At 66.3% G+C, this 17,131-nt stretch carries 21 protein-coding genes; 10 read left to right on the top strand and 11 right to left on the bottom strand.

Going from position 1 to position 17,131, the window contains the following annotated elements; all coding sequences use genetic code 11:
- Window positions 1-530, bottom strand: a 530-nt coding sequence (locus tag RT551_RS15570) for an SIS domain-containing protein (protein WP_313460345.1), incomplete at its 3' end; no start/stop codon positions are given.
- A gap of 53 nt (window positions 531-583) precedes the next feature.
- Between RT551_RS15570 and RT551_RS15565 the strand changes: the two genes are divergently transcribed.
- Genes RT551_RS15565 through RT551_RS15555 form a run of 3 tightly spaced genes read left to right on the top strand, consistent with a single transcriptional unit; the run spans window position 584 to window position 2,452 of the window.
- Window positions 584-817: a BolA family protein gene (locus RT551_RS15565; protein ID WP_311190425.1), complete on the top strand. Its 234-nt coding sequence runs from the start codon at window positions 584-586 to the stop codon at window positions 815-817.
- Between the two features lie 58 nt (window positions 818-875).
- Window positions 876-2,147 (top strand): UDP-N-acetylglucosamine 1-carboxyvinyltransferase, encoded by a 1,272-nt coding sequence (murA, locus tag RT551_RS15560; protein WP_313460343.1) that lies wholly within the window; start codon window positions 876-878, stop codon window positions 2,145-2,147.
- Window positions 2,144-2,452 (top strand): EF-hand domain-containing protein, encoded by a 309-nt coding sequence (locus RT551_RS15555; RefSeq protein ID WP_313460342.1) that lies wholly within the window; start codon window positions 2,144-2,146, stop codon window positions 2,450-2,452. The genes murA and RT551_RS15555 overlap by 4 nt, the downstream gene beginning before the upstream one ends.
- A 32-nt stretch (window positions 2,453-2,484) precedes the next feature.
- Here the strand turns inward: RT551_RS15555 and RT551_RS15550 are convergent, their stop codons facing one another.
- From RT551_RS15550 to purM, 6 genes are all read right to left on the bottom strand, one after another.
- Window positions 2,485-3,168, bottom strand: coding sequence for a DUF3108 domain-containing protein (locus RT551_RS15550; protein WP_313460341.1), 684 nt, complete (start codon window positions 3,166-3,168; stop codon window positions 2,485-2,487).
- Window positions 3,169-3,170: 2 nt separating this feature from the next.
- Window positions 3,171-3,938, bottom strand: coding sequence for a DUF3108 domain-containing protein (locus RT551_RS15545; RefSeq protein ID WP_313460353.1), 768 nt, complete (start codon window positions 3,936-3,938; stop codon window positions 3,171-3,173).
- 109 nt (window positions 3,939-4,047) lie between these two features.
- Entirely contained in the window at window positions 4,048-4,701 is a 654-nt protein-coding gene (gene purN / locus RT551_RS15540; protein WP_313460339.1) for a phosphoribosylglycinamide formyltransferase, read from the bottom strand.
- Complete coding sequence (locus RT551_RS15535) at window positions 4,698-5,156, bottom strand: hypothetical protein (RefSeq protein WP_313460337.1); 459 nt, start codon at window positions 5,154-5,156, stop codon at window positions 4,698-4,700. The genes purN and RT551_RS15535 overlap by 4 nt, the downstream gene beginning before the upstream one ends.
- A gap of 7 nt (window positions 5,157-5,163) precedes the next feature.
- Window positions 5,164-5,625, bottom strand: a complete 462-nt coding sequence (locus tag RT551_RS15530; protein ID WP_313460335.1) for a hypothetical protein — start codon at window positions 5,623-5,625, stop codon at window positions 5,164-5,166.
- A gap of 17 nt (window positions 5,626-5,642) precedes the next feature.
- On the bottom strand, window positions 5,643-6,698 hold the full coding sequence (gene purM, locus RT551_RS15525) for a phosphoribosylformylglycinamidine cyclo-ligase (RefSeq protein WP_313460333.1): 1,056 nt from the start codon (window positions 6,696-6,698) through the stop codon (window positions 5,643-5,645).
- 95 nt (window positions 6,699-6,793) lie between these two features.
- Here purM and RT551_RS15520 point away from each other — a divergent pair, with 95 nt between their 5' ends.
- The 3 genes from RT551_RS15520 to hda are packed head-to-tail and all read left to right on the top strand — an operon-like array spanning window position 6,794 to window position 9,800.
- Window positions 6,794-7,930 carry a DUF2066 domain-containing protein gene (locus RT551_RS15520; protein WP_313460331.1) on the top strand — a complete coding sequence of 379 codons (1,137 nt, stop codon included), beginning with the start codon at window positions 6,794-6,796 and terminating at the stop codon, window positions 7,928-7,930.
- Entirely contained in the window at window positions 7,927-9,093 is a 1,167-nt protein-coding gene (locus tag RT551_RS15515) for an AI-2E family transporter (protein WP_313460329.1), read from the top strand. The genes RT551_RS15520 and RT551_RS15515 overlap by 4 nt, the downstream gene beginning before the upstream one ends.
- A 2-nt stretch (window positions 9,094-9,095) precedes the next feature.
- Window positions 9,096-9,800 carry a DnaA regulatory inactivator Hda gene (hda, locus tag RT551_RS15510; RefSeq protein ID WP_313460351.1) on the top strand — a complete coding sequence of 235 codons (705 nt, stop codon included), beginning with the start codon at window positions 9,096-9,098 and terminating at the stop codon, window positions 9,798-9,800.
- A gap of 234 nt (window positions 9,801-10,034) precedes the next feature.
- Here hda and murU read toward each other — a convergent pair whose 3' ends face one another.
- The 4 genes from murU to RT551_RS15490 form a co-directional block, all read right to left on the bottom strand.
- On the bottom strand, window positions 10,035-10,742 hold the full coding sequence (murU, locus tag RT551_RS15505) for an N-acetylmuramate alpha-1-phosphate uridylyltransferase MurU (RefSeq protein WP_313460327.1): 708 nt from the start codon (window positions 10,740-10,742) through the stop codon (window positions 10,035-10,037).
- Entirely contained in the window at window positions 10,739-11,743 is a 1,005-nt protein-coding gene (locus RT551_RS15500) for a phosphotransferase (RefSeq protein ID WP_313460326.1), read from the bottom strand. The genes murU and RT551_RS15500 overlap by 4 nt, the downstream gene beginning before the upstream one ends.
- Window positions 11,744-11,764: 21 nt before the next feature.
- Window positions 11,765-12,037, bottom strand: a complete 273-nt coding sequence (locus RT551_RS15495) for a GlsB/YeaQ/YmgE family stress response membrane protein (RefSeq protein WP_311190438.1) — start codon at window positions 12,035-12,037, stop codon at window positions 11,765-11,767.
- A 100-nt stretch (window positions 12,038-12,137) separates the two neighbouring features.
- The gene (locus RT551_RS15490) at window positions 12,138-13,631 is read right to left on the bottom strand and encodes a M20 family metallopeptidase (protein ID WP_313460323.1); all 1,494 of its coding nucleotides are present in this window, start codon (window positions 13,629-13,631) and stop codon (window positions 12,138-12,140) included.
- Window positions 13,632-13,865: 234 nt separating this feature from the next.
- On the opposite strand from RT551_RS15490, the gene RT551_RS15485 reads away from it, so the two are divergent.
- From RT551_RS15485 to RT551_RS15470, 4 genes are all read left to right on the top strand, one after another.
- Window positions 13,866-14,162: a ComEA family DNA-binding protein gene (locus RT551_RS15485; RefSeq protein ID WP_313460349.1), complete on the top strand. Its 297-nt coding sequence runs from the start codon at window positions 13,866-13,868 to the stop codon at window positions 14,160-14,162.
- 432 nt (window positions 14,163-14,594) lie between these two features.
- A complete protein-coding gene (locus RT551_RS15480) occupies window positions 14,595-15,638 on the top strand; it encodes a L,D-transpeptidase (RefSeq protein ID WP_313460321.1) in 1,044 nt (347 codons plus the stop codon).
- 2 nt (window positions 15,639-15,640) lie between these two features.
- Entirely contained in the window at window positions 15,641-16,390 is a 750-nt protein-coding gene (locus RT551_RS15475) for a murein L,D-transpeptidase catalytic domain family protein (protein WP_313460319.1), read from the top strand.
- A gap of 25 nt (window positions 16,391-16,415) precedes the next feature.
- On the top strand, window positions 16,416-17,030 hold the full coding sequence (locus RT551_RS15470; protein ID WP_313460317.1) for a HutD family protein: 615 nt from the start codon (window positions 16,416-16,418) through the stop codon (window positions 17,028-17,030).
- The last annotated feature ends 101 nt before the right edge of the window (window positions 17,031-17,131 follow it).

The following is a 17,131-nucleotide window of genomic DNA, read 5'->3' as shown; positions in this document are numbered from 1 at the left end:
GCGTCGCCCATGGCCAGCGAGGCGGTGGTGCTGGACGTCGGGGCCAGCGCCAGCGGGCAGGCCTCGGCCGGCACGCTCACGTCCAGGTGGACGTCGGCGGCCTGGGCCAGGTTGGAGCCGGGCCGGCCGGTCATCGCGATCAGGCGGTTGCCCTGGCGCTTAAGTACCGGCAGCAGCATCAGCACTTCGTCGGACTCGCCCGAGTAGGACAGCGCCAGCACCACGTCGTCCTCGGTGATCATGCCGAGGTCGCCGTGGCCGGCCTCACCCGGGTGCACGTAGAACGCCGGGGTGCCGGTGGAGGCCAGGGTGGCGGCGATCTTGCGGGCCACATGGCCCGACTTGCCCATGCCGGTGGCCACCACGCGGCCGCGGCTGGCCAGTACCAGCTGGCAGGCCTGGCTGAAGGCATCGCCCAGACGGTCGGCCACCGCGGCCAGGGCGTCGCGCTCGATCTCGAACACCCGGCGGCCGCTGGCGACCAGGGCCGCAGGATCGGTGGAGTGAGGGGGCAGGGGCGATACAGCCATGCGGGCGCCACGCGGAAGAGTAGAATGAGCGCACATTTTATTAGGAAAGCCCGTTGGACGCCGAGACCATCCGCAATCTGATCGAAACCGGCCTGCCTGGCTCCCGCGCCGACGTGCAGGGTGACGATGGCGTGCATTTCGAGGCCACCGTGGTCTGCGAGGCCTTCGCCGGCAAGCTGCCTTTGGCCCGCCACCGCATGGTCTATGCCACGCTGGGCGATCTGATGGGCGGGGCGATCCATGCGCTGGCGTTGAAGACGGTGACGCCGGCGGAAGCCAATCGGTAAGCCGACCAACGGTCGGCTTCTACCCCGGTTCTTTTTTCCCTTAATTTCTGTAGGTTCCATGGCCAAGATCGTAGTGACCGGCGGCGCGCCGCTGCACGGTGAAGTGAACATTTCCGGCGCCAAGAACGCCGTCCTCCCCATCCTCTGCGCCACCCTGCTGGCCGATGCGCCGGTGGAGATCACCAACGTGCCGCACCTGCACGACGTGGTGACCACGGTGAAGCTGCTGGGCGAACTGGGGGCGAAGGTCACCATCGACCAGGGCACGCTGTCGCGCGGCAGCGCGATCGTGGTCGACCCGACCTCGGTGAACCAGCATGTGGCCCCGTATGAGCTGGTCAAGACCATGCGCGCCTCGATCCTGGTGCTGGGCCCGCTGCTGGCCCGCCATGGTGCCGCTGAAGTGTCGCTGCCCGGCGGCTGCGCGATCGGCTCGCGCCCGGTCGACCAGCACATCAAGGGCCTGCAGGCGCTGGGTGCGGAGATCGTGGTCGAGAACGGCTTCATCAAGGCCCACGCCAAGCGTCTGAAGGGTGGCCATTTCACCTTCGACATGGTCAGCGTGACCGGCACTGAAAACGTGCTGATGGCTGCGGTGCTGGCCGACGGCACCACCGTGCTGGACAACTGCGCGATGGAGCCGGAAGTGACCGACCTGGCGCACTGCCTGATCGCGCTGGGCGCGAAGATCGAAGGGCTGGGTACCACCCGCCTGGTGATCGAAGGCGTGGAGCGCCTGAACGGCGGTCGTCATGAAGTACTGCCCGACCGCATCGAAACCGGCACCTTCCTGGTGGCGGCGGCGATGACCGGTGGCAAGGTCACGGTCAATCGTGCACGCCCGAACACCATGGACGCGGTGCTGGCCAAGCTGGTGGAAGCCGGCGCGACCATCGAGACCACCGAAGACAGCATCACCCTGGACATGCAGGGCAAGCGCCCGCGCGCTGTGAACCTGACCACCGCGCCGTACCCGGCGTTCCCCACCGACATGCAGGCGCAGTTCATGGCGCTCAACTGCGTGGCGGATGGCGTCGGCGTGATCAATGAAACGATCTTTGAAAACCGCTTCATGCACGTCAACGAGCTGCTGCGTCTGGGTGCGGACATCCAGGTCGAAGGCCACACCGCTATCGTGCGTGGTTCTGATCAGCTCAGCGGTGCCCCGGTGATGGCCACCGATCTGCGCGCGTCGGCGTCGTTGATCCTGGCCGGCCTGATGGCCAAGGGTGACACCACCATCGACCGCATCTACCACCTGGACCGTGGCTACGAGAACATCGAAGAGAAGCTCTCGGCGCTGGGTGCCACCATCCGGCGAACCGCATGATCCTGCGCGGCCAGTTCACCCGCCGCCGCAAGGCGCTGCTGATCCTGGTGCTGGTGGTGCTGGGCTGGCTGGGCTACGCCTGGTTTGCCGGCATTGCCATCACCCAGGGTCTGGAGCAGCAGGACATGGACTGGAACGCTGACGGCACCGTCAGTCGCACGGAAGTGCTGCAGTCGTTCTACGCGGTAGGCGTGAAGGTGACCGACGAGGGCAACCGGCACTGCAAGGCGTTCTACTGGCGCAGCAGTGGCGAGCAGATCCGGGTCGATTGCCGGACGGTGTTTGGCGAGGCCAAGCCGGAATGAAAAAACGCCCGCGATGCGGGCGTTTTTTTTGATCACTTGAAGCTGCGGATGGTCAGATCCAGCGCATCCTTGCCGTCCTCACGCTGCAGCAGTCGCACCGGCACCGGCAGTTCCTTCACCACCCATGCAATCTGTTCTTTCCTGCCGTCCACGCGCGAGACCTTGGTGGCATCGTAGGTCTTGCCGGCGACGGTGACCTGCTCCTTGCCAATGGTCTTGTAGGTCAGCGACTTGATCCGCCCCTCGTCGACCATGCGGTAGGTCAGCGGCTTGCCGTCTGCGAAGTCGCGGGCGATGGCCAGGTTGATCAGCAGGGCATCCATGTCACCGGCCTTCAGCGCCACCGGGCCAGCACGATCGGGCTTGATGTCGCCCTTCCAGGTCGCCTGCTTCTTGGTCCAGTCATACGTGGCATCGACGTTGCGCTTCTTGACCAGCAGCATCGAACGGTCGTTGCTGGTCAGGGGACGCAGCTTGCCGCCGGTCTCGTCGAAAACCGTGTTCTGGCTCAGCGTGGCCAACTGGTTGCTGACGTTGAGGCTGTACTGCCACTTGTTGCCGTCGACCTTGCTCAGGGTCATCTTGCCCGGTGCCTGCACGCCCATGTAGTTGGCCTGGTAGTCGGCCGTAAACGGCTGCAGCGCCATCGCCGGCAGGCTGGTCAAGGCCAGCGCACCTGCGGCAATCCAGGTCAGGGGACGGTTGAGGATGGTCATGCTCACACTCCTTGATATTCGATCAGGCGCAGGTCGATCCGATCTTCGCCGTCTTCGCGTTGCAGGATACGCACCGGGGTAGGCACCCCGTTGGCGACCCAGAGAATGGTTTCGTCGTTGCCGCCGTTGGTGCGATACACCCGCAGCGCGTTGTAGGACAGCTCGCCGACCTGAACGTTCTCGGTCTCGGGCGCTGCCTGGTAATCGTGCTGTCGCACGCGGCCGACATCGACGTAACGGTAATGCATCTGCGCACCCGGACGGGCGTCGCGCATGATCGCCAGATTGATCAGCAGCGCGCTCTGGTCACCCGGCTGCAGCGGAATCGGCTGGGTGCGTTCCTTTTTCAGGTCACCCACCCACTGCGCGGTGCCCGCTTGCCAGTTGTAAGTGCCGGTGACCTTCTTGCCGAGGAACAGGCCTTTGCGCACGGTCGCCTGGCTGAGCGGCACGTAGACCTCGCCCTGCTTCTCGAACACGGTGCTCTGTTCCAGGTTCAAACCCAGCACGCTGGCAAAGCCGCGACGGCCGACCACCTGCATGTCCACCCGCCACTGGTTGCCGCCGGTGTGGGTGACGCGCATGGTGGCATCACCGGCTTCCTTGCCCTTGTATAAGGCCTGGTAGGTGGCGGTGAACGGTTCCAGTGGTGGCGGCTCCCATGCCAATGCGGGCAGCATCGGCGGGGCCGGCTCAGCAGGGGGCGCAGGTGCGACCGGCGGCTCCTGTGCGGCGGCAACCGCCACCGTGCACAGCAGTGCACCGAGCATCAGCACGGGTTTGAACAGCACCTTGGAAGAGGACGTTCTCATGCGGGCGCACAAACGAAGGAGGGGGGAGGATGCCAGTGTCCAGGTCAGCGGCGCGTGTGCGCCGTGACTAGGCGTTCAGTTCTCCGGCGCAATCTAGGCGCAGCGGACTGAACAGGGGGTGGCCGTCCACCTGGAGCTGACCATTGCGTTCAGCCACGCGACCGCCCACCAGCCAGCGCAGGCTGGCGATCAGCAGCGGGTGTTCCACTGCCAGCACGCGCTGGGCCAATGCTTCCGGCGTGTCGCCGGCGTGAATGGGCACGTGCGCCTGGGCCAGCACCGTGCCGGCATCCAGTTCGGGCACCACGAAGTGCACGCTGGCTCCGGCTTCGGCATCGCCGGCTTCCAGCGCACGGACATGCGTGTGCAAGCCCTTGTACTTCGGCAGAAGTGACGGATGGATGTTGATCAGGCGGCCGGCAAATCGCTGCACGAAGGCTTCGCCCAGAATGCGCATGTAGCCGGCACAGACGATCCAGTCCGGCGTGAAGCCCGCCAGCGCATCGCCGAGTGCGGCGTCGAATGCGGCGCGGTCAGCGAATTCCTTCGGCGACTGCGCCCAGCGTCGTTCCGGGGCGACCTTCAGCAATGCCGAGGCGTCGGGCTTGTCCGACAGCACGCCAATCACTTCAGCATCCAGCGTGCCGGCGGCAATGGCATCAACGATGGCCTGCAGGTTGCTGCCCCGCCCGGAGGCCAGCACGGCAATACGGGCGGTCATGCGACGACGGTGCTCCCTGGCGCGGCGAAAGCGGTTTTGACTTCAGGCTTGAGCAGCACGATCAGAGCGTAGACGCAGAGCGCAATGCCCAGCGCGCCAACGAAACAGGTCGCGCCAGCACCTGCAAGGCACAGTCTGTACCCATGGCGCAGGGTCAGGTTCCTGGCCGTTGAAAAACTGAGCGCGAACAATGCCCCGTAAAAGACTGCGGCGGTGACGAAGACAACCGCCAGCAGAACCGGTTGTGCTGCTGGGTTGCTGCTCTTCATTTCGCCCGTGTAACCCCCAATCGCTGCCAGCAGCAGCACGACCGATATCGCCAGTTGGATCCCGCCTGTCACGTAGAACAGGATCTTCAGCGTGTGCAGATGGGAGTTGATCTGGATGGGATTCCAGACGCCCGGCGGCGTCACCGGGCCGCGCGGGCCATTGAGCGGGGGAGGCGTGGCGGCCATTGTGATCTCAGGACTGAATGGAAGCAGGTACGTCGAATGCGGCCTTCACCGAAGGACGCAGCAGCACGACCAGGGTGAACACGCCCAGCACGGTGCCGAAGGGCATGAACATGCACAGGAATGCAGCCACCACCAGGCACAAGGTGTGGCGACGACGCGCGGACAGGCAGCGTCCGGCATACACAGTGAAACCGGCCAGGGTCAGTCCGCCGAGAATGAACAACCCGCCGAGGGCCACGAACACCCAGCCGACCATGCGCCCATCGTCAGCCGGATTGCCATTGGCATCGTTCATCGGCATCGCGCCGGTGATCACACCGATGCCGATGGCCACATGAATCAGCGGGAACAGCGAGAACAGCGCGGTAAGGCCGCCGACCACGTAATGGAAGATCGACAGCAACCGCAGGTGGTTGGCGTCTTCCATTGAAAGCGGTGGCGGCGGCGGGCTGGGAGGTAATGCGTCCATGCGAACTCCTTTGTGACTCAGCCGATGTGCACGCGTTCGGCACCGGTGGCCGGAACCACCTGGCCGATGGTCCAGTGGTCCAGACCCTGTGCCTTGACCGCCGCGGACACGGCGTCGGCCTGGTCGGCGGGTACGATCAGCACGAAGCCGATGCCGCAGTTGAAGGTGCGCCACATTTCGCTGTCGGCCACCGCACCTTCCTTCTGCAGCCACTGGAACACCGGCGGCAGGGTCCAGGACGAGGCCTGAATGTCCAGGCCGAGGCCTTCGGGCACCACGCGGATGATGTTTTCGGTCAGGCCACCACCGGTGATGTGGGCCATGCCGTGGATGGCCTCGCCGTGCGACTTCAGCAGGGCCAGGATCGGCTTGACGTACAGGCGGGTGGGGGCCATCAGCGCGTCGACCAGCTTGACCCCGCCTTCCAGCTCCAGGTCGGCCGGGCGGCCGGCGCGGTCGTAGATGCGACGCACCAGCGAGTAGCCGTTGGAGTGCGGGCCGGAGGAGGCGATGCCGATCAGCACGTCGCCGGCGGTGACGCTGGCTCCGTCCTTCAGTTCGCTCTTTTCCACCGCCGCCACGGTGAAGCCAGCCAGGTCGTACTCGCCCGGGGCATACATGTCGGGCATTTCAGCGGTTTCGCCGCCGATCAGGGCGCAGCCGGCCTCGGTGCAGCCGTTGGCGATGCCGCCGACCACGGCAGCGGCCGTGTCGATGTCCAGCTTGCCGGTGGCGAAGTAGTCCAGGAAGAACAGCGGCTCGGCCCCCTGCACCAGTACGTCGTTGACGCACATGGCGACCAGGTCGATGCCGATCGTATCGTGGCGGTTCAGCTGGTGGGCCAGCTTCAGCTTGGTGCCGACGCCGTCCGTGCCAGACACCAGCACCGGTTCCCGGTACTTGTTGGACAGGTCGAACAGCGCGCCAAAACCGCCCAGGCCGCCCATCACTTCGGGGCGGAAACTGCGCTTCACCAAGGGCTTGATCCGCTCGACCAGTTCATTGCCCGCGTCGATGTCGACACCGGCGTCGCGGTAGGTGAGGGGGGCGGGGGAAGACGGAGTCTGGGTCACGGGCGTCGGGCTGCGCTGGAGTGAAAGCGGGATTTTAACAGGCCACGTTGGCGCGCAGGCCCTATTCGGGCAACAATTCCCCCCGGATACGCTCAATGGAAGACCTGATGCGCCGCAGCCTCATTCTTACGATGTTCCTCGCGCTGTGCCTGCCGGTGGCCACGATGGCCCAGAGCGGCATGCGCACCGAAGGCGACGTGGCCAGTGCCACCGGGGCCTACGAGGCCGAAGTACCGGTCAACAGCCAGTCCGATGCCGACCGCACCGGGGCCTTGGCGCGCGCGCTGGGCAATGTGCTCGCCAAGCTCTCCGGCGACCGCAGCGTGATGACCCGCCCCGGCGTGGTGCAGGCGCTGCGCGGAGCCAAGGACTACGTGGAAAGCTACGACTACCGCCAGGACCAGAGCACCTCGGCCAGCGGCGCGCCCAGCTACCGCACCATGCTGGTGGCCCGCTTCCGCCAGGACGACGTGGACGGGCTGATCTCCGCGCTGGGCCTGCCGCTCTGGCCGCAGCCCCGGCCCAAGCCGGTGATCTGGCTGGCCATCGACGACGGTTCCGGCCCGCGCCTGGTCACGGTGCAGCAGGCCAATGCGGCTCGGCCGCTGCTGAACCGCGCGGTCGAGCGCGGTTACAAGCTGGGCCTGCCGACCGGCAGCGCGGCTGAACAGGCCCTGGTCGGCGCGATCTGGCGCCAGGACACCGCCTCGGTGGCGCGCGCTTCGGCCCGTTACGCCCCGCCGATGCAGCTGGTCGGCAAGCTGTACCGCGACAAGGCCGGCGGCTGGGTCGCCGACTGGGTGTTCGTCGATGGCGGCCGTGAGCTGAACAAGTGGACCACCAAGGATTCCGATGCCCGCCGTGCGATGGCCGGTGGTGCGGACGGTGCGGCTGACGCGCTGGTGAAGCGCTACGCCAAGGCCGGTGCCGCCACGGGCGCGGCCGGTACCTACACGATCGCAGTGACCGGCCTGGACAATGCCGAGGACTACATGCGGCTGGTGGCCGGGCTGCGCGAGAACCCGGTGGTGCGCAACATCACCCCGCTGCGGGCCTCGGGCAACCGTCTGGAGCTGGCGCTGGAAATGACCACCGGGCTGTCCGGCCTGAACCGCATGCTGGGCGAGAACGGCGTGATCGTGCCGCTGGCTCCGCTGCCGGTGCCGATCGACGAGAACGACGCCACCACCCTGCCGCCGCCCCCCGCCAGCAACGAGTACCGCCTGCGATGATCCTGACACCGGAAGCCGAGATCGCCCAGTTCCTGCGACGCGTCAAATATGTCCTGCTGGCCCTGGCCATCGGCTGGGTGATCAGCCTGCTGGCCCCGATCCTCACCCCGTTCGTGCTGGCGCTGGCACTGGCGTGGCTGGGCGACCCGCTGGTCGACCGGATCGAGGCCACCGGCCGCTCGCGCAACACCGGCGTGGTGCTGGTGTTCGTTGCGATGGTGCTGGTGATTACCGCGTTGCTGCTGATCCTGGTGCCGATGATCGAGCGCCAGATCGCCACGTTGATCGCGGCCGTTCCGCAGGCGCAGGCGTGGCTGATGCAGACCGGCATTCCGTGGTTCGAACAGAAGACCGGCCTTCAGGTGATGCAGTGGATGGACCCGGACCGGCTGATCGAGTGGGTGCGCAGCCACTGGCAGCAGGCCGGCGGCTTCGCCAAGACGTTCTTCGGCTACGTGTCGCGCTCGGGCTTTGCGATGGTGACCTGGGTGGTCAACATCCTGCTGCTGCCGATCCTGGCGTTCTACTTCCTGCGTGACTGGGACAAGCTGGTGGAGCGGGTGGCCTCGACCATTCCGCGCAACCACATCGGCACGATCAGCAAGCTGGCGCGTGAGTCCAACGAGGTGCTGGGCGCGTTCATCCGCGGCCAGTTCCTGGTGATGATCGCGCTGGGCGTGATCTACGCGGCCGGCCTGTCGCTGGTGGGCTTGAAGCTGGGTCTGTTGATTGGCCTGGTGGCGGGTCTGATCAGTTTCATTCCGTATCTGGGCGCGACCACGGGCATTGTGATGGCGGTGATCGCGGCGCTGGTGCAGGCGCAGGGCTTCGACCTGAAGCTGCTGATCCTGGTGGGCGTGGTGTTCACGGTGGGCCAGCTGCTGGAAAGCTACGTGCTGACGCCGCGCATCGTGGGCGACAAGATCGGCCTGCATCCGGTGGCAGTGATCTTCGCGGTGATGGCGGGCGGCCAGTTGTTCGGCTTCCTGGGCATGCTGCTGGCACTGCCGGTGGCGGCGGTGAGCAACGTGCTGCTGCGCTATGCGCACCAGCGCTACCGCGAGAGCGAGCTGTATGTGGGTGAGACGGCGATTGCGCTGGATTCCTACATCGACCGCCGCGCGGACACGATCGTGGTGCCGAAGGATCCTGACCTGAAGTGAGCATGGTGCCGCAGCTGCCGCTTGCCCTGCGCTACCCGCAGGACGAGCGCCTGGAAACCTTCATCGGCGCGCCGGACGGCGCGCTGGCGCAGCTGCGCGCGATTGCGGTGGGGGCGGCGCACGACTGGGTGTACCTGGAAGGGGCGGCGGGCACGGGCAAGACGCATCAGGCGCTGGCGATGTGTTCGCTGGCACAGCAGGCGGGTCGGCAGCCGACCTATCTGCCGTTGAAGGCGGTGGCGGGGCGCGTGCGTGCGGCATTGGAGTCGCTGGAGGGGCGCGACCTGGTAACGCTGGATGGGCTGGACGCGATCGTGGGCAACCGCGAGGACGAGGTGGCGCTGTTCGATTTCCACAACCGGGCGCGCACGACGGGCATCACGCTGATGTACACGGCGCAGCACGCGCCGGACCAGCTGGGGTTGGTGTTGCCGGACCTGCGTTCACGCCTGCAGCAGTGCGTACGGGTGGTGCTGCAGCCGCTGGATGATGAGGGGCGCGCGGCGGTGCTGCGCGAGCGCGCGGTGCGGCGCGGGCTGAGCATCGACGAAGCGTCGATCGAATGGCTGCTGACCCGCACAGGCCGCGAGCTGGGCAGCCTGGTCAGCCTGCTGGACTGGCTGGATCGCGAATCCATGGCGGCGCAACGTCGCATCACCGTGCCTTTTTTGCGCCAGGTCGTCGAGGACGGCGCGGCGCGGTTGTGATTGCGCCTACAGCCCTCGGCTGAGGCATCGCTTGTTTGGGCCGACGGGCGCGGGGGTACGGGACACGCCGTAAACCCGTCCATGGGGGCTCGTCGAAAACACCCATGTTTTCAACGGTCCCGTACCCCCGCACCCGTCGGCCGCCCCCGACAGTGTGTCGGGGGCCATGGGAGAGCCGATGCCAATCTCCTGCTGGTCCGGGTGCCGCGTAGAGACACGCCATGCGTGTCTGCGTCACAGGTCGCGAAGAGCCTGGTCCAATGCTGCCAACCGCTCCGGCGTACCGACATCGGTCCACTTGCCGCGATGGTGCTGTCCGCTCACGCGCCCCCGCGACATCGCATGCCGCATCAACGGTGCCAACCCGAACTGTGGTGGCGTCGCGGCGGCCCCTTCTGTGTCGCCAATCACCTCGCGCCAGCTCTCAATGATCGCCGGACGATAGATGCCGACCCCGGCATAGGTCAGCCGCGGCGCATCACCCTCATTGCTCACTTGCCCATTGGCGTGCAGGATGAAATCACCACGCGGGTGCTGCACGGGATTGTCGACGAGGACCAGATGCGCATCGCCCTGCGGCTGTTTCGGCAACGCCGCGAAATCCACGTCGGTCCAGACATCGCCGTTGACGACGAGGAATGGCTGATCACCCAGCACAGGCAATGCATTGAGAATGCCGCCGCCGGTTTCCAGCGGTACCGGGCCTTCGTCCATGTAATGCAGCTTCAAACCCCAACGGCTGCCATCGCCGAGCGCGGGTTCAAACTGATCGCCCAGCCATGAGGTGTTGATGACCACGTTATCGATGCCGGCGGCGGCGAGGCGTTCGAGGTGCCAGACGATCAGCGGCTTGCCACCCGCCACCAGCAGCGGCTTGGGGGTGTGCAGGGTGAGCGGGCGCATGCGCTCGCCTTTGCCGGCGGAGAAAATGACGGCCTTCATGCGCGTTCGGCCATGGCGGGCTTGATGCGTTCCTGCAGCAGCTGCTGCAGGCCGGCCAGTTCGGGGTGGCGCGGCAGCACTTCGTCCAGGTACTGGATGAAGCGCGGTGCGTCGGCGAAGTAGTGACCCTTGCCGTCGCGGTCGCGCAGGCGCACGAAGATGCCGAGGATCTTCAGGTGGCGCTGGATGCCCATCCAGTCGGCGTCGCGGAGGAACTGCGGCCAAGGGCGCACGGGTAAGCCGGCGGCCAGTGCTTTGGCGTGATAACGGGCGAGCCAGGCGTCCACGCGTTCCAGCGGCCAGCTCAGGAAGGCGTCCTTGAACAGGCTGACCGGGTCGTAGGCGATGGGGCCGCGCACGAGGTCCTGGAAGTCGAGGACGGCCGGTCCGTCTTCCACGGGCATCAGGTTGCGCGGCATGAAGTCGCGGTGGGTGAGCACCTGGGGCTGCTGCAGGGCGTTGTCCATCAGCCGGCGCTGGGCCAGCTGCAGGGCTTCCACTTCGCCGCAGTCGAGCTGCAGGCCGAGATGGCGCTGCAGGAACCACTCGTCGAACAGGCCGGCATCACGCTGCAGCAGCGCTTCGCCGAACACACCGAAGTCGTCAGGCACCGGGATGGACTGCAGGCGGATCAGCTGCTCGAACGCCGCGTCGAACCACGCATCTGCGTTGTCGTCAGTGATCGCGCGGGCGAGGGTGGGGCCGCCGAGGTCTTCCAGCAACAGGAAGCCTTGGGCTTCGTCGCGGGCGAGCACCTTCGGCACGCGCACACCCTGCGGTTCCAGCAGGTCGTGCATGCGCAGCCACGGGCGCACGTCTTCCAGCCCGGGCGGGGAGTCCATGACGATATGGCTGCCGCGCGCGCTGGTGGCACGCCAGTAGCTGCGGAAGCCGGCATCGACCGAGGCGCGGTCAAGCTGGGTGGTGTCATCGGCCAGCGCGGTGCGGGCCCAGTGCAGCCGCAGCGCGGTGCGCTGCGGATCGGAAGCGGGATCGTTCATGAAGAGTGGGTAATGAAAGGGTCAGCGCTTGCCGCCGCTGAAGAGGCGCAGTATCGCCAACACCGCAATGGCACCAAGCGTGGCACCAATGAAGCCGGCCGGTTCGCCTGGCGCGTACCAGCCCATGTACTGACCGAACCAGCCGGCGACCAGTGCGCCGACGATGCCCAGCACGATGGTCAGCAGGCAGCCCATGCGGTTGTTGCCGGGCATGAAGAAGCGCCCGAACAGGCCAACGAAGAAACCGACCAGAATGATGTAGAGCCAGCTGGTACTGCCGAACAGTCCGTCCATCGTGCGGATTCCTGCGGAAGATGGACGCAGCCTATCAAAAGCCTGCGTCCATCCGCGTGCGCTCCCGTAGAGCCGGGCTTGCCCGGCTGTCCGTCAACCCTCAGCAGCAACCATGCCCGCCATGACGCGTGCCGCTGTCGGCAGCCACCGGCGAACCGCTGGTCTCACCGCGCAGGCTGGCCGCGTGGTGTTCGCTGATCACCTTCGACACGCAGGCGGTGACCCGCTTGCCCATCGGAATGTGCAGGAACTCGTTCGGGCCGTGTGCGTTGGAATGCGGGCCGAGCACACCGGTGATCATGAACTGCGCGCCGGGGAACTTCTCACCCAGCATGCCCATGAACGGGATCGAGCCGCCTTCGCCCATGTACATGGCCGGCTTGCCGAAGAAGGTCTGGCTGGCGTCATCGATGGCCTGGGTCAGCCACGGGGCCATCGCCGGCGCGTTCCAGCCGGAGGAGGCCTTTTCCAGATCCAGCTTCACTTCCGCGCCGTTCGGCGGGTCGCGCAGCAGGGCCTGCTTGAGCAGTTCGCCACAGGCCTTGCCGTCCGCGGTCGGCGGCAGGCGCAGCGACAGCTTCACGGCGGTATGCGGGCGCAGCACGTTGCCGGCCGAGGCCAGCGGCGGCATGCCGTCCACGCCGGTCACCGACAGCGCCGGACGCCAGGTGCGGTTGAGCACCAGCTCGGACAGGTCGTCGGCCATCGGCTTGAGGCCGTCCACCAGCGGGAACTTGTCGAAGATGGCGGTATCCACCACTTCAGCCGCACGCTTGGCCTGGTCCAGGCGCTCAGCCGGGATCTCCACGTGCATGCCGTCGATCAGGATGCGCCCGGTGTTTTCGTCTTCAATGCGCGACAGCAGCTGGCGCAGCAGGCGGAAGCTGGACGGCACCACGCCGGAGGCATCGCCGGAGTGCACGCCTTCGTTGAGCACCTTCACCGAGAAGTTGCCGCCGGTCAGGCCGCGCAGCGAGGTGGTGCACCACAGCTGATCGTAGTTGGCGCAGCCCGAGTCCAGGCACACCACCAGCGACGGCTTGCCGATGCGGTCGGCCAGGTGGTCCACGTATGCCGGCAGGTCGTAGCTGCCCGATTCCTCGCAGGCTTCGATCAGCACCACGCAGCGCGCGTGCGGCAGGCCCTGTTCCTGCAGCGCCAGCACGGCAGCCAGCGAACCGAAGATGGCATAGCCGTCATCCGCGCCGCCGCGACCGTACAGCTTGTCGCCACGCAGCACCGGCACCCACGGGCCGAGGTCGTCGTCCCAGCCGGTCATTTCCGGCTGCTTGTCCAGGTGGCCGTACAGCAGGATGGTGTCATCGCCGGTTTCCGGGCCGGTGGCCGGAATTTCCAGCAGGATCAGCGGGGTACGGCCTTCCAGACGCACCACTTCCACCTGCAGCCCCGGCAGCTTCTGGGCTTTGGCCCAGTTCTCCATCAGGGTCACGGCCTGTTCCATGTAGCCATTGGCCACCCAATTGGCGTCGAACATCGGCGATTTGTTGGGAATGCGGATGTATTCGACCAATTGCGGGACGATCTCGTTGTCCCACTTGTCACTGACGTATTGGCCGAGTTTGGCGCTGTCCATCTGAAGCTCCGAATGCTTGGGTCTAGTCCGCCCATTCTACGCCTGCTGCCCGTGTAGGAATTTTCCTACACCACATCGGGTATTTGGCCGGCTGTGTGAAGGCGATGTGGACGATAGGATGGCTGCATGTGGCGGGGCACACTCGCAGCACCGACGGGATCAGCCGGTTGCTACCGGTGCCGGGCCACAGGGAGCTACACGGTGGGGCTTTGGAAGTCGTGTAACGCACTCGTGCTGGGGCTGTTGTTGAGCGGCGCTGCCTGGACGGCAGAGCGGATCAACATCAATACCGCCGATGCGGCGGCGCTGGAACAGGGATTGACGAATGTCGGGCCGGTCAAGGCTCAGGCGATCGTCACATACCGGCGCCAACACGGTCCCTTCCTGCGGGTCGAGGATCTGACCCGGGTGAAGGGGATAGGGACAGCAACAGTCGAACGGAACCGACAGCGGATGACGGTGGGCACCAGGCAGGCACCCACAGCGGCACCGTCCAGGCAGGACGTGCCGGCACCCGTACCACGGCGCTGACGTAGGGGATTACAAGGGGATTGGTCGCGACAGGCAGGATGCCCGTCAACGGTGGCTGCGGCAGGACGCCGCAATCGCCCCGACAGCCGCAGGGATGAGGCACGCACGGATGCTGCGACAGGGATTGGCGCGGTTCCACCGGGAAGGTGGTTCCAGACCCGGGAAGGGTTATTGGCGGATATACGGCCGAGTGCAGGGAGCATGGCCGGCACCCATTCTGGGCAGGATGCACAGGGGGAAGGCGGGAAGCCGACACGGATGTACCTGATTGCCCGGTCTACACAGGATGTGTGGCCGGGCAATTTTGTTTTGCATTGAGTCGAGACGCGCATGGCGCCTCATTACGGGATGTCTCGTTCGTGTAGCGACGCGCCATGCGCGTCGTGGACAGTGGGCATGCTAGCGTGGCATCAGCCCTCAAGGATCGACCCGATGATTGCACGCCGCACGTTTATCAACGCTTCGATGGGGATGCTCGCGCTCGCCGCCGCACCGGCCTGGGCCGTCGCACCCGCGTCCACCGAAACCCCGCGCGGTCCCACCGACCTCAAGCCCGGCGAGTTCCTCTGGCACCCCGAAATTTCCCCGGCCGGGCCGATCGTGCTGGTGGTCAGCCTCGATGAGCAGCGTGCCTACGTCTATCGCAATGGCATCGCCATCGGTCTGAGCACCATCAGCTCCGGCAAGCCGGGTCATGAAACCCCGACTGGCGTCTTCACCATTCTGCAGAAGGACAAGGACCACAAGTCCAACCTCTACAACAGTGCGCCGATGCCCTACATGCAGCGGCTGACCTGGGACGGCATCGCCCTGCATGGCGGCAACCTGCCCGGTCATCCGGCCTCGCATGGCTGCGTGCGCCTGCCGCAGGCGTTCGCGCAGAAGCTGTTCGGCGAGACCAAGCGCGGCGACACCGTGGTGGTGGCCGACGCCAAGAGCGCGCCAATGAGCCTGGCGTACCCGGCGGTGCTGGCACCGGTGAACAGCATCGGCAAGCCATTGCCGGAAACCACCGATGCGCCGGATCACTACTGGAATGACGCCGCCGCGCCGAGCGGGCAGGTCGGCATTCTGGTCAGCCTGCACGACCAGCGCCTGTATGTGCTGCGCGATGGCGTGCTGATCGGCGAATCGAAGTTGCAGGCCAAAGCCTTGCCGGCTTTCGAGGGCACCACGCTGTTTGTGATGCAGCAGGGCTTCGCAGAGACGCCCAGCCCGCTGGATGCGACACAGAAGCTGCATCGCTGGACTGCTTACCCACTGCTGGGCCAGAGCGCCGGCAATGCCAGCCCGGATCTGCTGGCCACGCCCAGCCTGCCGATGGCGCTGCCGCCGGCGTTTGCGGAGCAGTTGTACAAGGCGCTGGTGCCTGGGACTACGTTGCTGGTGACCAGTTTGCCGGCGGTGCGCCCGGTGGCGGATGAACAGAACCTGCAGCCGGTGTTGGAATCGGACGCGGGCGCGCCCACGTTGTAGGGATGTCATTGCGCCTGCCCTTATCGTTGTTGCTGACCGGTCTGGTATCGGTCGGGACGGCCGCCGCCGAACCCGGTAGCGCCGGCCGTTGGCCGGCCCAGGCGGGGTCGAACGGCGGACAGAAAGCCGGGCAGAGCCCAGCTCTACTGGCTGAGGCGCTTGCACGGGCCGCGCCGGCGGCAGATCGCAAGGTGCTCCAACTGGCGACGACTGCCCTGCAATGCGCCTTGCGCCAGCCCAATTCCGCAGTCGATCCCACCCGCCTCGCGGTGATCGACTACTCGCGCCCGTCCACCGAACAGCGCCTGTGGGTGTTCGATGTCACCCAGCAGAAGCTGCTCTACCAGGAGTGGGTGGCACATGGCCGCAACAGCGGCAGCAACCGCACCGAGCGCTTCTCCAACCGCGACGGCAGTTTCATGTCCAGCCTCGGCGGCTTCACCGCCCGGGAAACCTACATGGGGGGCAATGGCTACTCGTTGCGCCTGGACGGGCTGGAACCCGGTTTCAACGACAATGCGCGCGACCGCGCCATCGTCATGCACGGGGCACCCTACGTGAATCCGTCGGTCGCGCAGCTGCAGGGCCGGCTCGGCCGCAGCCTGGGTTGCCCGGCGGTACGCCTGACCGTGGCCAAGCCGTTGATCAACAGCCTGCGCGGCGGTGCGTTCGTGTTTGCCTATTACCCGGACAAGGAATGGCTGGAGCATTCGCGTCTTCTGGCTCCCGATTGCGGCGGCCGCCCCGGTTGAGTACGCGCTGCGGCACAATGGCCGCATGAGCGAATCTTCCGTGCTGGGCGGGACCACCCGCGTCATTCCGTCCTTTGAATATCGCCGCGAGCGCTGGCGCAACGGCCTGGGCTGGACGCGGGAGATTCTGCGCGTGCCGGACAGCGAGGACTGGCAGGTGCGACTGTCGATTGCCGAGATTGAACAGGATGCGGCGTTCTCTGCATTCCCGGGTGTAGAGCGCGAACTGGTGCTGCTGCGCGGGGAGGGGGTGCGGCTGCGGTTTGCAGATGGGCGTGTGCATACCTTGTTGCCGCCGCATGATCGATTGCGGTTTGCCGGCGAGGAGGCCATTACCGGTGATCTGATCGATGGGGTGACCCACGATTTCAATCTGATGTGGAAGCGTGATGCGGTACAGGCCGAACTGCTGCACCGGCCGCTGGTGGGCAGCATGTTCTTTTTCACCGAGCCGGGGACGGCGTGGGCGGTGCATCTGCTCGCCGGGCAGGCGGAGTTTGAGGGTGAGGACGGGTTGCCGCCGATGGCGGCGGGGGATACCGCGTGGCTGGCGGCGGGGGAGCGCCGACGGTATGCGTTGAGTGGGGGCGGGGAGCTGTTGGCTATTCGGGTGGATGCCAACGGCGCTGCTTCGGGGTAGGTGCGGCGTTCGTCGCACTGATCACCGATGCGAGCCGTCGTCTGTCGACCGACGCTACCAGGTCAACAACGCCGACGGATCAATTGCACGGTGCAATGCGT

It is taken from the genome of Stenotrophomonas sp., from assembly GCF_032103445.1.
In the GTDB taxonomy this organism is placed as follows: domain Bacteria; phylum Pseudomonadota; class Gammaproteobacteria; order Xanthomonadales; family Xanthomonadaceae; genus Stenotrophomonas.
This window is presented reverse-complemented; position numbering and strand designations above follow the sequence as displayed.

Coding starts and splice junctions, on each gene's coding strand:
- RT551_RS15500 (WP_313460326.1), bottom strand. CDS start 11,743: ATGAACGATCCCGCTTCCGATCCGCAGCGCACCGCGCTGCGGCTGCAC.
- RT551_RS15545 (WP_313460353.1), bottom strand. CDS start 3,938: ATGCTCGGTGCACTGCTGTGCACGGTGGCGGTTGCCGCCGCACAGGAG.
- RT551_RS15480 (WP_313460321.1), top strand. CDS start 14,595: ATGATTGCACGCCGCACGTTTATCAACGCTTCGATGGGGATGCTCGCG.
- murA (WP_313460343.1), top strand. CDS start 876: ATGGCCAAGATCGTAGTGACCGGCGGCGCGCCGCTGCACGGTGAAGTG.
- RT551_RS15535 (WP_313460337.1), bottom strand. CDS start 5,156: ATGGCCGCCACGCCTCCCCCGCTCAATGGCCCGCGCGGCCCGGTGACG.
- RT551_RS15555 (WP_313460342.1), top strand. CDS start 2,144: ATGATCCTGCGCGGCCAGTTCACCCGCCGCCGCAAGGCGCTGCTGATC.
- murU (WP_313460327.1), bottom strand. CDS start 10,742: ATGAAGGCCGTCATTTTCTCCGCCGGCAAAGGCGAGCGCATGCGCCCG.
- purN (WP_313460339.1), bottom strand. CDS start 4,701: ATGACCGCCCGTATTGCCGTGCTGGCCTCCGGGCGGGGCAGCAACCTG.
- RT551_RS15475 (WP_313460319.1), top strand. CDS start 15,641: ATGTCATTGCGCCTGCCCTTATCGTTGTTGCTGACCGGTCTGGTATCG.
- RT551_RS15515 (WP_313460329.1), top strand. CDS start 7,927: ATGATCCTGACACCGGAAGCCGAGATCGCCCAGTTCCTGCGACGCGTC.
- hda (WP_313460351.1), top strand. CDS start 9,096: ATGGTGCCGCAGCTGCCGCTTGCCCTGCGCTACCCGCAGGACGAGCGC.
- RT551_RS15550 (WP_313460341.1), bottom strand. CDS start 3,168: ATGACCATCCTCAACCGTCCCCTGACCTGGATTGCCGCAGGTGCGCTG.
- RT551_RS15470 (WP_313460317.1), top strand. CDS start 16,416: ATGAGCGAATCTTCCGTGCTGGGCGGGACCACCCGCGTCATTCCGTCC.
- RT551_RS15520 (WP_313460331.1), top strand. CDS start 6,794: ATGGAAGACCTGATGCGCCGCAGCCTCATTCTTACGATGTTCCTCGCG.
- RT551_RS15495 (WP_311190438.1), bottom strand. CDS start 12,037: ATGGACGGACTGTTCGGCAGTACCAGCTGGCTCTACATCATTCTGGTC.
- RT551_RS15530 (WP_313460335.1), bottom strand. CDS start 5,625: ATGGACGCATTACCTCCCAGCCCGCCGCCGCCACCGCTTTCAATGGAA.
- RT551_RS15490 (WP_313460323.1), bottom strand. CDS start 13,631: ATGGACAGCGCCAAACTCGGCCAATACGTCAGTGACAAGTGGGACAAC.